This is a genomic window from Achromobacter anxifer, assembly GCF_903652925.1.
Taxonomy (GTDB): Bacteria; Pseudomonadota; Gammaproteobacteria; order Burkholderiales; family Burkholderiaceae_B; genus Achromobacter; species Achromobacter anxifer.
Window position 1 is genome coordinate 627,305 of sequence record NZ_CAHLAR010000003.1, and the last position, 13,925, is coordinate 641,229.

The 13,925-nt window shown below is 64.4% G+C and carries 12 protein-coding genes; 4 read left to right on the top strand and 8 right to left on the bottom strand.

Features of this window, described 5'->3' with window-relative positions; all coding sequences use genetic code 11:
- Nucleotides 1-72 precede the first annotated feature (72 nt).
- Nucleotides 73-2,829, top strand: a complete 2,757-nt coding sequence (locus tag HWY37_RS12170; RefSeq protein WP_176088715.1) for a M16 family metallopeptidase — start codon at nucleotides 73-75, stop codon at nucleotides 2,827-2,829.
- A 284-nt stretch (nucleotides 2,830-3,113) separates the two neighbouring features.
- Nucleotides 3,114-3,503: a DUF4148 domain-containing protein gene (locus HWY37_RS12175; protein ID WP_176088716.1), complete on the top strand. Its 390-nt coding sequence runs from the start codon at nucleotides 3,114-3,116 to the stop codon at nucleotides 3,501-3,503.
- 330 nt (nucleotides 3,504-3,833) lie between these two features.
- Here the strand turns inward: HWY37_RS12175 and dnaJ are convergent, their stop codons facing one another.
- The 7 genes from dnaJ to hrcA form a co-directional block, all read right to left on the bottom strand.
- Nucleotides 3,834-4,961 carry a molecular chaperone DnaJ gene (gene dnaJ / locus HWY37_RS12180; protein WP_175205111.1) on the bottom strand — a complete coding sequence of 376 codons (1,128 nt, stop codon included), beginning with the start codon at nucleotides 4,959-4,961 and terminating at the stop codon, nucleotides 3,834-3,836.
- Nucleotides 4,962-5,071: 110 nt separating this feature from the next.
- Nucleotides 5,072-6,997: a molecular chaperone DnaK gene (dnaK, locus tag HWY37_RS12185; protein ID WP_175205112.1), complete on the bottom strand. Its 1,926-nt coding sequence runs from the start codon at nucleotides 6,995-6,997 to the stop codon at nucleotides 5,072-5,074.
- Nucleotides 6,998-7,083: 86 nt separating this feature from the next.
- Nucleotides 7,084-7,488: a thioredoxin family protein gene (locus tag HWY37_RS12190; RefSeq protein ID WP_175205113.1), complete on the bottom strand. Its 405-nt coding sequence runs from the start codon at nucleotides 7,486-7,488 to the stop codon at nucleotides 7,084-7,086.
- Between the two features lie 20 nt (nucleotides 7,489-7,508).
- Nucleotides 7,509-8,060: a nucleotide exchange factor GrpE gene (gene grpE / locus HWY37_RS12195; protein WP_175205114.1), complete on the bottom strand. Its 552-nt coding sequence runs from the start codon at nucleotides 8,058-8,060 to the stop codon at nucleotides 7,509-7,511.
- Between the two features lie 231 nt (nucleotides 8,061-8,291).
- A complete protein-coding gene (locus HWY37_RS12200; protein ID WP_175205115.1) occupies nucleotides 8,292-8,525 on the bottom strand; it encodes a hypothetical protein in 234 nt (77 codons plus the stop codon).
- A gap of 12 nt (nucleotides 8,526-8,537) precedes the next feature.
- The gene (hemH, locus tag HWY37_RS12205) at nucleotides 8,538-9,629 is read right to left on the bottom strand and encodes a ferrochelatase (RefSeq protein ID WP_175205116.1); all 1,092 of its coding nucleotides are present in this window, start codon (nucleotides 9,627-9,629) and stop codon (nucleotides 8,538-8,540) included.
- Nucleotides 9,630-9,674: 45 nt separating this feature from the next.
- The gene (gene hrcA, locus HWY37_RS12210) at nucleotides 9,675-10,679 is read right to left on the bottom strand and encodes a heat-inducible transcriptional repressor HrcA (RefSeq protein ID WP_102774198.1); all 1,005 of its coding nucleotides are present in this window, start codon (nucleotides 10,677-10,679) and stop codon (nucleotides 9,675-9,677) included.
- A gap of 141 nt (nucleotides 10,680-10,820) precedes the next feature.
- On the opposite strand from hrcA, the gene HWY37_RS12215 reads away from it, so the two are divergent.
- A complete protein-coding gene (locus HWY37_RS12215; protein WP_175205117.1) occupies nucleotides 10,821-11,720 on the top strand; it encodes an NAD kinase in 900 nt (299 codons plus the stop codon).
- Nucleotides 11,721-11,733: 13 nt separating this feature from the next.
- On the top strand, nucleotides 11,734-13,389 hold the full coding sequence (gene recN / locus HWY37_RS12220; RefSeq protein ID WP_176088717.1) for a DNA repair protein RecN: 1,656 nt from the start codon (nucleotides 11,734-11,736) through the stop codon (nucleotides 13,387-13,389).
- Between the two features lie 99 nt (nucleotides 13,390-13,488).
- Here recN and fur read toward each other — a convergent pair whose 3' ends face one another.
- On the bottom strand, nucleotides 13,489-13,908 hold the full coding sequence (gene fur, locus HWY37_RS12225; protein ID WP_013391855.1) for a ferric iron uptake transcriptional regulator: 420 nt from the start codon (nucleotides 13,906-13,908) through the stop codon (nucleotides 13,489-13,491).
- Between the last annotated feature and the right edge of the window lie 17 nt (nucleotides 13,909-13,925).

Below are 13,925 nucleotides of genomic sequence, written 5' to 3' on the forward strand. Positions count from 1 at the left end.
TGTGCGGCCCCCTGAACCATTGCCAACGTATACACTCCAACGGATTCTGCCATGCCAAAGGAATTGTCTGCCATGCGCCTGTCCCTGTCGAAGCTGCCGCGCCCGCTGAGCGTGCTGCTGTTTTCCTCCTTCCTGGCCTTCCAGGCCGGCGCCGCGAGCCTCCCGGCCGGCGTTTCGGAGGCCGCCTCGATCGAAGGCATCACCGAATACCGCCTGGCCAACGGCCTGAGAGTGCTGCTGGTTCCCGATGAATCCAAGCCCTCCACCACCGTCAACATGACCTACCTGGTGGGCTCGCGCAACGAGAACTACGGTCAGACGGGCATGGCGCACCTGCTCGAACACATGCTGTTCAAGGGCACTTCCACCACCCGCAACGCCATGGGCGAGTTCTCGCGCCGCGGCCTGCAGGCCAACGGCTCGACCTCCAGCGACCGCACCAACTATTTCGCCAGCTTCGCCGCCAACCCCGACACGCTCAAGTGGTACCTGGGCTGGCAGGCCGACGCCATGGTCAATTCCCTGATCGCCAAGGAAGACCTGGACTCGGAAATGACCGTGGTCCGCAATGAAATGGAAAGCGGCGAGAACAGCCCCTTCCGCATCCTGATGCAGAAGATGCAGGCCGCGGCCTTCCAGTGGCACAGCTATGGCAAGAACACCATCGGCGCGCGCTCCGACGTCGAGAACGTGGACATCGGCCAGTTGCGCGCCTTCTACCACGAGTACTACCAGCCCGATAACGCCGTGCTGATCGTCGCGGGCAAATTCGATCCGCAGGCGACGCTGGCCGACATCGAGGAAACGCTGGGCAAGCTGCCCAAGCCCGAGCGCAAGCTGCCGCCCGAATACACCGTCGAGCCCGCCCAGGATGGCGAACGCTCCGTGACCCTGCGCCGCACCGGCGGCACCCCGCTGGTCGCCGCGATGTATCACATCCCGGCCGCCGGCAGCTCCGACTTCGTGCCGCTGGACCTGGCCGCCACCATCCTCGCCGACACGCCCTCGGGCCGTCTCTACCATGCCCTGGTGCCGACCAAGCTGGCTTCCGGCGTGTTCGGCTTCACCATGGAAAACCTGGATCCGGGCCTGGCGATGTTCGCCGCCCAGCTGACGCCGGGCAAGAGCCTGGACGCCGCCATGAAGGCGCTGACCGGCACGCTCGAATCGCTGGACAAGAAGCCCTTCACCCAACAGGAACTGGACCGCGCCCGCAGCAAATGGCTGACCGCCTGGGAGCAGACCTACAGCGATCCCGAGCGGGTCGGCGTGGCGCTGTCCGAAGCCATCGCCGCTGGCGACTGGCGCCTGTTCTTCCTGCAGCGCGACCGCGCGCGCAAGGCCACGCTGGCTGAAGTGCAGCGCGCCGCGACCACCTACCTGGTCCAGAGCAACAGCGTCGAAGGCCGCTACATTCCCACCGAAAAGCCCGTGCGCGCGCCGCAGCAGCAGCGTGTGGACCTGACCGCCGTGTTCAAGGACTACAAGGGCGATCCGGACTTCAAGGCCGCTTCGGCCTTCGATCCCACGCCTGAGAACATCGACAAGCTGACGCAGCGCAAGAAGCTCGACCTGCCCAACGGCCCGGTCCAGCTGGCGCTCCTGCCCAAGGCCACGCGCGGCAACCGCGTGCAGGCCCAGATGCTGATCCAGTTCGGCAACGAGAAGGACCTGCTCGGCCAGCGCGTGAATTCCAGCGCCGTGGCCGACCTGCTGACCCGCGGCACCGCCAAGCTGTCGCGCCAGGACATCCAGGACCGCCTGGACAAGCTGCAAGCTGAGCTCGGCTTCAGCGGCGGCGGCACCACGCTCAAGATCGCCATGTCGACCAAGGGCGAGAACCTGCCCGAACTCACCGCCCTGGCGCTGGACATCGTCCGCAACGCCAACTTCCCGAAGGAGCAGCTGGAGGAATACCAGCGCCAGCTCGAAACCTCGATCCAGAACGCCATGACCGAGCCCTCGGCCCTGGCCGGACGCGCCCTGGCCCGCCAGGACAATCCATGGCCCGCCGATGACTTGCGCTACGTGCCGACCTTCGAGGAATCGTTGGCAAGCGTGCGCGCGCTGAACCGCGACGCCCTGGCCAAGTTCCACGCCAAGTTCTACGGCGCGGGCAACATCGAGTACTCGGCGGTCGGCGATTTCGAACCGGCAGCCGTGGAAAAGGCGCTGAAGACGGGCCTGGCCGGCTGGAAGAAGGCGCCCGCCTACACCCGCGTGCCCAACCCGTACCGCGACATTCCCGCCAAGCAGTTCGACATCGAAACGCCCGACAAGGCCAACGCGTTCTATGTCTCGCGCATGCCGCTGAAGCTGCAGGACACGGACGCGGACTACGCCGCCCTGTACCTGGCCAACTACCTGTTCGGCGCCTCCGAAACCTCGCGCCTGTGGAACCGCGTGCGCGAGACCGAAGGCCTGTCGTACAACGTGCGCAGCTCGCTGTCGGTCTCGTCGTTCGAGCCCTCGGCCAGCTGGACCATGTACGCCATCTACGCCCCGCAGAACCGCGAGCGGCTGGAAAAGGCCATTGGCGAGGAACTGGCCCGCGTCCTGAAGGACGGCTTCTCGGACAAGGAAATCTCGGACGGCATCACCGCCCTGCTGAACTACCGCAACCTGGCCCGCGCCCAGGACGACGTCCTGGCCAGCACCTGGCTGGACTACCTGCAACGCGGCCGCACGTTCGCCTGGTCGGCGGAAATGGACAAGAAGATCTCCGCGCTGTCGGCAGAGTCGGTCAACTCCGCCCTGCGCAAGTACCTGCGCCCGGACGGTTTCAGCACCGCGGTCGCCGGCGACTTCAAGAAGAAAGCGGCGCCCTGACCGGGCTCCCCGCGTCCGCAAGCCCCGCCACGGCGGGGCTTTTTTTGCATGCCGCCTGGACTTCAGCTCGCCAAATTCCCCTGGAATCGACCCGACTATTCCAAAAACATCGGTAATTTTCACCACTAAGATAATTACTCGATTATTTGGAAAGATGTTTTCAAGAAATACGGGTTTATCCCAATTGGGATGACGATCACAATTCAGTCATCGGGAACACACAACGAACCACGACGGAGGGCCGCCGGATTCGGTCCCCAACTAAGACGAATTGGAGGTCTACCATGAAAACCCTAACCACCACCCTGCTGCTATCCCTGGCCTTGGTTGGCGTCGGCGCCCAAGCCGCCGGTGTGGAACAAGCCAAGAGCAGCGCCCAGGTAGCGACCGAACTGCAGCAAGCCAAGGCCAGCGGCCAGTACACCTTCGGTGAACTGGACTATCCGCCCGCCCTGCCCCAGACCACCAGCCTGAGCTCGCAGGAAGTGCAAGCCCAGCTGCAACAAGCCAAGATCAGCGGCCAATACACCTTCGGCGAACTGGAATACCCGGCGGCCGTGTCCGCCCCCGCCAGCGCCAAGACGCGCGCTGACGTCCAGCAGGAACTGGCGCAAGTCAAGGCCAGCGGCCAATACACGTTCGGCGAACTGGAATATCCGCCGATCACCCGGTGAGCTGCTTGCTGTGGCCCGGCCGGCCTCGGACGGCATCATGGTTTGAGGCCGGTTTTTTAGCGGCGACAGCGGCGGTAGATGTAGCAGTCGAAGTAGCTGTTGAAGTTGAAGTCTGGAAGTTGAAGTTGATACAGCAGTTGCAGTAATCGCAGTCGCAGTAACCGCAGTTGTAGCAATCGCAGTTGAAGCAGCAGTAACCGCAGTTGTAGTAGCAGTGATTGCAGTAGCAGCACCAGGGCCGCGGCGTTAGCCGCGGTCTTTCCATTTGCAGAATTGCGGGCGAAAAAAAGCCGCGACGGGAGTCGCGGCTTTTTGCTTGCCTCAGGCGGTTCAGCTGAAGAATTCCTTCACCCTGTCCGTCCAGGACTTGCTTTGCGGCGAATGGCGGTCGCCCCCGTCGTTCAGCGAGGCCTCGAACTGGCGCAGGATGTTCTTCTGGTCGTCGCTCAGGCGCACCGGAGTCTCCACCACGACGTGGCAGTACAGGTCGCCCGGGTAGCTGCCGCGCACGCCGCGGATGCCCTTGCCGCGCAGGCGGAAGGTCTTGCCGGACTGCGTGCCTTCGGGGATGGAGATCTCGGCCTTACCGCCCAGCGTCGGCACCTGGAGCTCGCCGCCCAATGCCGCCGAGGTGAACGGGATGGTCAGCTCGCAGTGCAGGTCGTCGCCATCGCGCTGGAAGATCTTGTGCTGCTTGATGTGGATTTCCACATACAGGTCGCCCGGAGGGCCGCCATTGATGCCGGGCTCGCCGTTGCCGCTGGAACGGATGCGCATGCCGTCGTCGATGCCCGCCGGAATCTTGACCTGCAGCGTCTTGTTGCGGCGGATGCGGCCCACGCCGTCGCAGGCGGGGCACGGATCGGTGATTTCCTTGCCGTTGCCATGGCAGGTCGGGCAGGTCTGCTGCACGCTGAAGAAGCCCTGCTGCATGCGCACGGCGCCAGAGCCGCCGCAGGTGCGGCAGGTCTTGGGCGAGGTGCCGGCCTTGGCGCCGGAACCGTGGCAGGTGTCGCAGTTTTCCCAGCTGGGCACGCGGATTTCGGTATCGAAACCGGCCGCGGCCTGCTCCAGCGTGATTTCCAGCGCGTACTTCAGGTCGGCGCCGCGGTACACCTGCGGGCCGCCGCCACGGCGGCCACCGCCGCCGCCGCCGAAGATCTCGCCGAAGATGTCGCCAAAGGCGTCGGCGAAACCACCGCCCATGCCGCCGCCCATGCCGGCGGCGTTGGGATCCACGCCCGCATGGCCATAGCGGTCATATGCGGCGCGCTTTTGTTCGTCGCCCAGGACCTCGTAGGCTTCCTTGGCTTCCTTGAACTTCTCTTCGGCTTCTTTGCTGTCCGGATTACGGTCCGGATGGTACTTCATGGCCAGCTTTCGATAGGCCTTCTTGAGGTCGTCGTCCGAGGCGTTCTTCGCTACGCCCAAGACGTCGTAATAGTCACGTTTTGCCATGATCCGTGGGCTCGAAAAACGAGCCTTCTTTTCAGTGCTACAGAATGAGTACGCCCGGTAGGCGGATTTCTCCGGCTACCGGGCGGCAGAGGCAGGTCAGCGCCCGGCCATTATTGGTCGCGCTTGACTTCCTTGAAGTCGGCGTCGACGACGTTGTCGTCCACCGGCTTCGCGTTGTCGGCCGCTTGTTGCTGGCCGGCGGCTTGTTGCGCCTGCATGTCGGCGTACATCTTCTCGCCCAGCTTCTGCGAAACGGTCGACAGGGCTTCCACCTTGGCGTCGATCGCGGCCTTGTCGCCGTCCTTCAGCGTGTCTTCCAGTGCCTTGATGGCGGCTTCGATGCCTTCCTTTTCGGAAGCCTCGAGCTTATCGCCATACTCGGTCAGCGACTTGCGGGTGGCGTGCACCAGCGCGTCGGCCTGGTTGCGCGACTGGGCCAGTTCGGCAACGCGGTGATCTTCCTCGGCGTTGGCCTCTGCATCCTTGACCATGCGCTGGATCTCGTCTTCCGACAGACCCGAGTTGGCCTTGATGGTGATCTTGTTTTCCTTGCCGGTGCCCTTGTCCTTGGCGGACACGTGCAGGATGCCGTTGGCGTCGATGTCGAACGTGACTTCGATCTGCGGCATGCCGCGGGGCGACGGCGGGATCCCTTCGAGGTTGAACTCGCCCAGGGCCTTGTTGCCCGCGGCGATTTCGCGCTCGCCCTGGAACACCTTGATCGTCACGGCCGGCTGGTTGTCGTCAGCGGTCGAGAAGGTCTGCGAGAACCGGGTCGGGATGGTCGTGTTCTTCTGGATCATCTTGGTCATCACGCCGCCCAGGGTTTCGATACCCAGGGACAGGGGGGTGACGTCCAGCAGCAGCACGTCCTTGCGGTCGCCCGACAGCACGGAGCCCTGGATCGCGGCGCCAGCGGCGACGGCTTCATCGGGGTTCACGTCCTTGCGCGGATCCTTGCCGAAGAATTCCTTCACTTTTTCCTGAACCTTGGGCATGCGGGTCATGCCGCCGACCAGGATCACGTCGTCGATGTCGGAAACCTTCACGCCGGCGTCCTTGATGGCCACGCGGCAGGGCTCGATCGTGCGTTCGATCAGTTCCTCGACCAGCGCTTCCAGCTTGGCGCGCGTGATCTTCAGGTTCAGGTGCTTCGGACCCGAGGCATCCGCCGTGATGTACGGCAGGTTGATTTCGGTCTGTTGCGCCGAGGACAGCTCGATCTTGGCCTTTTCGGCGGCTTCCTTCAGACGCTGCAGGGCCAGCACGTCCTTGGACAGGTCAACGCCTTGTTCCTTCTTGAACTCGGAGATGATGTAGTCGATGATGCGCTGGTCGAAGTCTTCGCCGCCCAGGAAGGTGTCGCCGTTGGTCGACAGCACTTCGAACTGCTTTTCGCCGTCCACGTCGGCGATTTCGATGATGGACACGTCGAACGTGCCGCCGCCCAGGTCATAGACGGCGATCTTGCGGTCGCCCTTTTCGGTCTTGTCCAGGCCGAACGCCAGCGCGGCAGCGGTGGGTTCGTTGATGATGCGCTTGACTTCCAGGCCGGCGATGCGGCCGGCGTCCTTGGTGGCCTGGCGCTGGCTGTCGTTGAAGTAGGCGGGCACGGTGATGACGGCCTCGGTCACTTCTTCGCCCAGGTAGTCCTCGGCGGTCTTCTTCATCTTGCGCAGCACGTCGGCCGACACTTGGGGAGGCGCCATCTTCTTGCCGCGCACTTCCACCCAGGCGTCGCCGTTGTCGGCCTTGACGATGGCATAGGGCATCAGGTGGATGTCCTTCTGCACCGCCTTTTCGTCGAACTTGCGGCCGATCAGGCGCTTCACCGCGTACAGGGTGTTCTTGGGGTTGGTCACGGCCTGACGCTTGGCCGGCGCGCCGACCAGGGTTTCGCCATCGTCCATGTAGGCAACGATGGAGGGAGTCGTGCGAGCGCCTTCCGCGTTTTCAATGATTTTGACCTGCCCGCCGTCCATGACAGCCACGCAGCTGTTGGTCGTGCCCAGGTCAATGCCAATAATCTTGCTCATGGTGGGTTACCTTGATTGAATCTGAATCTATGAAAATAGGGAGAAACTTCTTGTCCCCACATAACTGGGGCTGCCCGAAGGGTTTTTCAAGACACCGGGCCGGAATTTTCTACAGCCGTTTCCTGCAAGCGGCGGATGGCCGCGGTGAACTGGGGCAGACCGGGCCAGCCCGTGATACGGCCCAGCCGCTTCCCGCCCCGGTACAGCACAAAAGTGGGGACGCCATGCAGCGAAAAGCGCCTTCCCAGCGCTTCGTCCGCGTAGACGTCGGCCTCGAACCAGGTCAGGCCCAGTTCCAGCAGCGTTTCCTGGTGCAATAGCGCCGCCTGCTTGAACAGGTTGCAGTTATAGCAATCCTGCCCCCACAGGAACACGCAGCGCAGATCCGCCCCCGGCGCCTGGACCACGGCCGCATCGAAACCCTCGGTGTCGACATGGCGCATGCCGAACACCTGGAATACCTGGGAGGGATCGAAATGGGGGTCCGTCATGGCGCGCGGCGTGCTCAGCCCTAGCCGGCGGACACCACCACCAGCGCCGGACGCAGGGTCCGGTCGGCGATGGCATAGCCCTTTTGCAGCAGCTGCACCACGGTATTGGCGGGCTGCTCGGCGGGGATGGACGAAATGGCCTGATGCTGGTGCGGGTCGAACTTGTCGCCCTGCGCCGGCGCGATTTCCTTGAGCAGATTGCGCTCGAAGGCCGCCGTCAGCTGCTTGAGCGTGACCTGGACGCCTTCGCTCAGGGTCTCGACGGTCTGCTCGGGCTGGGCCAGCGCGGCTTCCAGGCTGTCCTTGACCGGAACCAGGCTTTCGGCGAACGACTCGATGCCGAACTTGCGTGCCTTGGATACGTCTTCCTGGGCACGGCGACGCACGTTCTCGGCCTCGGCCCGCACGCGCAGCAACTGGTCCTGCTGGTCGTTGACGGTAGCCAGGGCGGCGTCCAGCTGGGCGCGCAACTCGTTCAGCTCGGCCTGCGCGGCGTCCTCGGCGGCGGGAGCCGCATCGGCGCTCTTGCCGACTTCGGGCGTCTGATCTACAGGCTCGTTGGGTGCCGTCATGGGGAATCCTCCAAAAAGTATGGCTTTCGCAGACATGAATGGGGGCCAATACCCCTATTTCAAGCCCGGGAAAGCAAATATTCCCTGACGGCGCCGGGCCGCAAAGGCAGGAGGAATGTAATCAAAAATCTGCCCAATTTCTGCCAAATGCCGTCAATTGTCAGACTGCAAGCATAAATTCAGCACATTCTTCCGCCATCATGCAAACGGCGCATGGCCGCCGCGGACGCCCTACTTCCTGTGCGGCTGGGCGGGCGCGGCGGGGTCGCTGGCGGGGAAACTGTCCTTCAGGGCGCGATCGACGCCCCGGTCCTCTTCCGGCTCGGGGTTGATCGCGATGGGATCGCTGGCGGGAAAGGTCTCGGCAAGCGCCTCGTCCAGCTCGTGCTCCAGCTGATCTTCGTCCACCGGGGTGCTCACCTGCCCCTTTTTGACGATCTTTCCAGTCTTGGGATCATGGTGCATGCGCCTTCTCCTTCAAGTCCGTGATTGCGTGGGCCACCCCTGCAAGTGCCGTGCCACCAGGCTGGCCAGCCCTGCGATCCAGGCCGGATCGTCGTTGATCGCCGGGATGTAGCGGAAGCGCTTGCCGCCCGCCCCGATAAAGGCGTCGCGGCATTCCAGGCTGATCTCTTCCAGGGTTTCCAGACAGTCTGCCACAAAACCCGGGCACACCACATCGACCTCGGTCACGCCGGCGGCGGCCAGCGCCTTCAGGGTGGGTTCGGTATAGGGCTCCAGCCAGCGGGCGGTGCCGAAACGGCTCTGGAAGGTCACCTCGATCTGCTCGCGCGGCAACGACAGGCGCTGGGACAGCAGGCGCGCCGTTTCCATGCAGTCGCGGTAGTACGGGTCGCCCAGTTCGATCGAATAGCGCGGCAGTCCGTGGAAGCTCATGATCAGCTTCTGCGGCTTGCCATGCTCCTGCCAGTAGCGCTCGATGCGGCCGGCCAGCGAGTCCAGGTAGGCGGGCTCTTCGTGGAAGCGCTTGATGAAGCGCAGTTCGGGCTGGTCGCGCAGGCGGCCGGCATGGCGGGTGACGGCGTCGACCACCGTGGCGGTGGTGCTGGCGGCGTACTGGGGATAGAGCGGCACGGTCAGGATGCGCTCGCAGCCCTGCTGGCGCAGGCGCGAGATGGCGTCGGGGATCGAGGGGTTGCCGTAGCGCATGCCCAGTTCCACCACCGCGTCGATCCCGGCCTCGGCCAGGGCGGCGCGCACGCCTTCGGCCTGGCGCTGGCTGTACACCATCAGCGGCGAGCCTTCCTTCATCCAGACGCCGGCGTAGCGCGGCTCCAGCTTCTTGGGCCGCATGGTCAGCACCAGCCCGTGCAGGATGGGCTTCCACAGATAGCGCGGGATCTCGATCACGCGCGGATCGGACAGGAATTCGCCCAGGTACTTGCGTATGTCTTTCTTGCCCGGGGTGTCCGGGGTGCCCAGGTTCACCAGCAGCACGCCAACCTTGCCCGGCCCGCGCGGCGCGGGGTCTTCGTCGAAGGGGTCCTCCTGCTCGGGTTCCGGCAGATAGCGCTCAGGCCACAGGTACTTGAACAGGCGAAGAAACACAAAAACTCCCCTTCCTCCGCGAGGAGGACGTAGCTTCGAATGGACCTACTGGTTGTGGCTGAGAGCGTTGGACAACAAGCGCGCCGTGATGTCCACGATGGGAATGACGCGTTCGTAGGCCATGCGCGTGGGACCGATCACGCCCAGCGTGCCGACCACCTTGCCGTCCACGCCATAAGGCGCGGTGATGACCGAGACTTCTTCCATCGGCACCAGCTGCGAATCGCCGCCGATGTAGATCTGCACCCCCTGGGCACGGCTGGATACGTCCAGCAGCTGCAGCAGATCGGTCTTTTTCTCGAACAGCGAGAACATCTTGCGCAGGCGGTCCATGTCGGACGCGATGTCGGTCACGTCCAGCAGCTTGCGCTCACCGGAGATGACCATGGCGTCGCCGTCCTCGGCGGCTTCCGCGCTGGCTTCGACCGCGGCCTGCATCAGGCGCGAGATATCCTCGCGCAACTGCGCCAGTTCGGTCGAGAGGGTCTGCCGCACGACGTTGAAGGATTTGCCGGCGAAGTGCATGTTGAAGAAATTGCCGGCTTCCAGCAATTCCGTCTCGGAGTAATCGCGCTGGACAAACAGGATGCGGTTCTGGACGTCGCCGTCGGGCGTGACGATGATGAGCAGCACGCGCTTGTCGGACAGCCGGATGAATTCGATCTGGCGGAACACCTGGGCGCGCTTGGGCGTCAGCACCACCCCCGCGAACTGGGTCAGGTTGGAGAGCAGCGCCGCCGCGGCGTTGACGGCCCGGGTGGGCTCGGCCGCCGCCAGCATCTCGCCCATGTTGTGGGGTTCGAGCTGGTAGGACTGCACCGCCAGCAGGGAATCGACGAACATGCGGTAGCCCCGCGGCGTGGGCACGCGGCCGGCGGAGGTGTGCGGGCTATGGATCAGCCCCAACTCTTCAAGGTCCGCCATCACATTGCGAATCGTGGCCGGAGACAGGTCGAAGACTTTCGATAGCGTCCGCGAGCCGACAGGCTGCCCATCGGCGATATAGCGTTCGATCAACGCTTTCAGTAGTGCGCGTGCGCGGTCATCCATAACAAGTATTTTAGGGAATCTTTTTCGATTGAGGCGATTTTTGTCCCGCAAGCCCATATGCGGCCCCATATAATCGGCTAAACCGCCCATTCCGGGCAGGTTTCGGCTTCAGGTCCGGCCTTTTTTTATTCGCAAGCAGCCATGCACTTTCCTACCGTAGCCCTGATCGGCAGATACCAGGACACCGGCCTGGACACACCGCTGAGAGCGCTGGCCCACGCATTGAGGCAGGCGGGCCGGCAGGTGCTCATCGACGCGGACACGGCGCGCAATACCGGCCTGACCGAATACCCCATCGCCACGCTCGAGGAAATCGGCCAGACCGCCTCGCTGGCCGTGGTGATGGGCGGCGACGGCACCGTGCTGGGCGCGAGCCGCCACCTGGCGCCGTATGGCATGCCGTTGATCGGCATCAACCACGGCCGCCTCGGCTTCATCACCGACATCGCGCTACAGGATGCGCACGGCGCGCTGGCGCGCGTGCTCGAAGGCAGCTTCCAGATCGAAGAGCGCATGCTGCTGGAAGGCAGCGTGTGGCGCGGCGACCAGAAGATGTATTCCGCCTCCGCCCTCAACGATGTGGTGCTGAACCGCGCGGGACGCGGCGGCATGATCGAAGTGCGGGTCGAGCTGGACGGCGCCTTCATGTACACGCAGCGCGCCGACGGCCTGATCATCGCGACCCCTACCGGCTCCACGGCGTATGCGCTGTCGGCCAACGGGCCCATCCTGCATCCAGGCATGAATGCCATGGTGCTGGTGCCCGTGGCGCCGCAAACCCTGTCCAACCGCCCCATCGTCATTCCCGACTCCGGCGTGCTGAACATGACGCTGAACGCCATGGGCCGCGTGGGAGTCGGCGCCAGCGTGCATTTCGACATGCAGACCTGGTCCGACCTGCAGCCGGGCGACCGCATCGTCGTGCAACGAGCACCCTATACCATCCGCTTCGTGCATCCCGAAGGCTACAGTTTCTTCTCCACCTTGCGCCGCAAGCTGCACTGGAACCTGATGCCCGAAGCCTCCGACAACGTAGAGTAGTAAGCGCCCCCACATGCTGCGCACCCTGCATATCCGCGACTTCGTCATCGTCGAACAGACCGAAATCCATTTCGATGCCGGCTTCACCGTCTTTTCCGGCGAAACCGGCGCGGGCAAATCCATCCTGGTGGATGCGCTGGCGCTGGCGCTTGGCGAACGCGGCGACGCCAGCATGCTGCGCGAAGGCGCGCCGCGCGCGGACATCACCGCCGTCTTCGACACGCCCAAGGGCCTCATTCCCTGGTTGCAGGAGCGCGAGATCGACGCCGACGCGGAACTGTCCTTGCGCCGCGTCATCGACGCCCAGGGCCGCAGCCGCGCCTACATCAACGGCACACCCGCCACCGTGGCGCAATTGCGCGAGCTGGGTGACAGCCTGGTCGACATCCACGGCCAGCACGCGCACCAGAGCCTGATGCGCTCCGACGCCCAGCGCGACCTGCTGGACGCCCACGGCGGCCACGGCGAACTGCGCAACGCGGTGGGCCAGGCCTGGAAGCAATGGCGCGCACTGGCGCGCCAGTTGGAATCCGCCGAGAAGGACGCCGCCAGCCTGGCCTCCGAACGCGACCGCCTGCAATGGCAGGTCGACGAGCTCGACAAGTTGAACCTCGAACCTGACGAGTGGGAGGCGCTGCAGTCCGAACACACCCGCCTGTCGCACTCGCAATCCCTGCTGGACGGCGCCACGCAAATCCTCGAAGCCCTGGACGGCGAAGGCGATTCCGCGCATCACCGCCTCACCTCGGCCAATCACCGTCTCCAGCAGATGCTGCGCCATGATCCGGGCCTGCAAGGCGTGCACGACGAGCTGGAATCGGCGCGCATCGCCATCAGCGAAGCCGTGTCGGACCTGAACAACTACGTCAGCCGCGTGGACCTCGATCCGCAGCGGCTGGTTACCGTCGAAGGCCGGCTGGGCCTGGTGTTCGAGACCGCCCGCAAGTTCCGCGTCGAGCCCGACGCGCTGTGCGAACTGCGCGATGACCTGCATGCGCAGCTTGCCGCGCTGCAGGCCGCGGGCGATATCGACGCCCTGCGCGCCCAGGCTCAAGCCGCACAGGCCCAGTACGACGCCGCGGCGGCCAAGCTGACCACGGCGCGCCGCAAGATCGCCAAGGACCTGGGCAAGCAGGTCACGCTGGCCATGCAGACGCTGGCCATGCAAGGCGGCAAGTTCGAGCCCACGCTGGCCGAATCTGCGCCGTCCGCCCAGGGCAATGAGCAAGTCGAATTCCTGGTGGCGGGCCACGCCGGCACCACGCCGCGCCCTCTGGCCAAGGTGGCCTCGGGCGGCGAACTGTCACGCATCTCGCTGGCGCTGTCCGTCATCGCCAGCCGCGCCGCGCGCGTGCCCACCCTGATCTTCGACGAGGTCGACAGCGGTGTCGGCGGCGCGGTGGCCGAGGCCGTCGGCAAGCTGCTGCGCGAACTCGGCGCACGCCATCAGGTGCTGTGCGTCACCCACCTGCCGCAGGTCGCGGCCTGCGCCAACAACCAGTTCCTGGTCTCCAAGGCCGAATCGCGGGGATCGACCCGCTCCAGCATCGAAGAACTGGACGCCTCCGCCCGCGTCGAGGAAATCGCGCGCATGCTGGGCGGCATCAAGCTGACCGCGACCACGCGCGAACACGCCCGCGAAATGCTGGAAGGCTTCGGCCAGAACTAAAGCGCCACGGATAAAAAAAGCCCCTTCAATATGTAGGGGCTTTGGATCTCGCAGGCCCGCTGCGAGCGTGGCGGCGGGCCGGGGTGTAAGGACCGGGGACTAGCGGCCCTTCATGCAGCTGCCGCAGATGCCGTACAGCACCATGGCGTGGCTTTCCAGCGCGAAGGCGTTGTCCTTGGCAATCTTTTGCTGGCGCTTTTCGATTTCCGGGTCCGAAAACTCGACCACCTTGCCGCAATTCGTGCAGATCAGGTGATCGTGGTGGTCCCCGTCATTGAGCTCGAACACCGCCTTGCCGCTGTCGAACTGGCTGCGGGCAAGAATGCCGGCCTGTTCGAACTGGGTCAGGACGCGGTAGACGGTAGCCAGGCCGATTTCGACGTTTTCGCCGATCAGGGCGCGATAGACGTCTTCGGCGCTGAGGTGCCGTTGGTCCGATTTCCGGAAAATATCAAGAATTTTCAGGCGCGGGAACGTCGCCTTCAAACCCATGTTCTTCAGTTCGCTTTGGTCGCTCATGGTGTAATCGCTCTCCG

Excerpts from the sequence above, each read along its gene's own strand:
- HWY37_RS12170 (WP_176088715.1), top strand. The coding sequence starts at position 73 with ATGCGCCTGTCCCTGTCGAAGCTGCCGCGCCCGCTGAGCGTGCTGCTG.
- HWY37_RS12175 (WP_176088716.1), top strand. The coding sequence starts at position 3,114 with ATGAAAACCCTAACCACCACCCTGCTGCTATCCCTGGCCTTGGTTGGC.
- dnaJ (WP_175205111.1), bottom strand. The coding sequence starts at position 4,961 with ATGGCAAAACGTGACTATTACGACGTCTTGGGCGTAGCGAAGAACGCC.
- dnaK (WP_175205112.1), bottom strand. The coding sequence starts at position 6,997 with ATGAGCAAGATTATTGGCATTGACCTGGGCACGACCAACAGCTGCGTG.
- HWY37_RS12190 (WP_175205113.1), bottom strand. The coding sequence starts at position 7,488 with ATGACGGACCCCCATTTCGATCCCTCCCAGGTATTCCAGGTGTTCGGC.
- grpE (WP_175205114.1), bottom strand. The coding sequence starts at position 8,060 with ATGACGGCACCCAACGAGCCTGTAGATCAGACGCCCGAAGTCGGCAAG.
- HWY37_RS12200 (WP_175205115.1), bottom strand. The coding sequence starts at position 8,525 with ATGCACCATGATCCCAAGACTGGAAAGATCGTCAAAAAGGGGCAGGTG.
- hrcA (WP_102774198.1), bottom strand. The coding sequence starts at position 10,679 with ATGGATGACCGCGCACGCGCACTACTGAAAGCGTTGATCGAACGCTAT.
- HWY37_RS12215 (WP_175205117.1), top strand. The coding sequence starts at position 10,821 with ATGCACTTTCCTACCGTAGCCCTGATCGGCAGATACCAGGACACCGGC.
- recN (WP_176088717.1), top strand. The coding sequence starts at position 11,734 with ATGCTGCGCACCCTGCATATCCGCGACTTCGTCATCGTCGAACAGACC.
- fur (WP_013391855.1), bottom strand. The coding sequence starts at position 13,908 with ATGAGCGACCAAAGCGAACTGAAGAACATGGGTTTGAAGGCGACGTTC.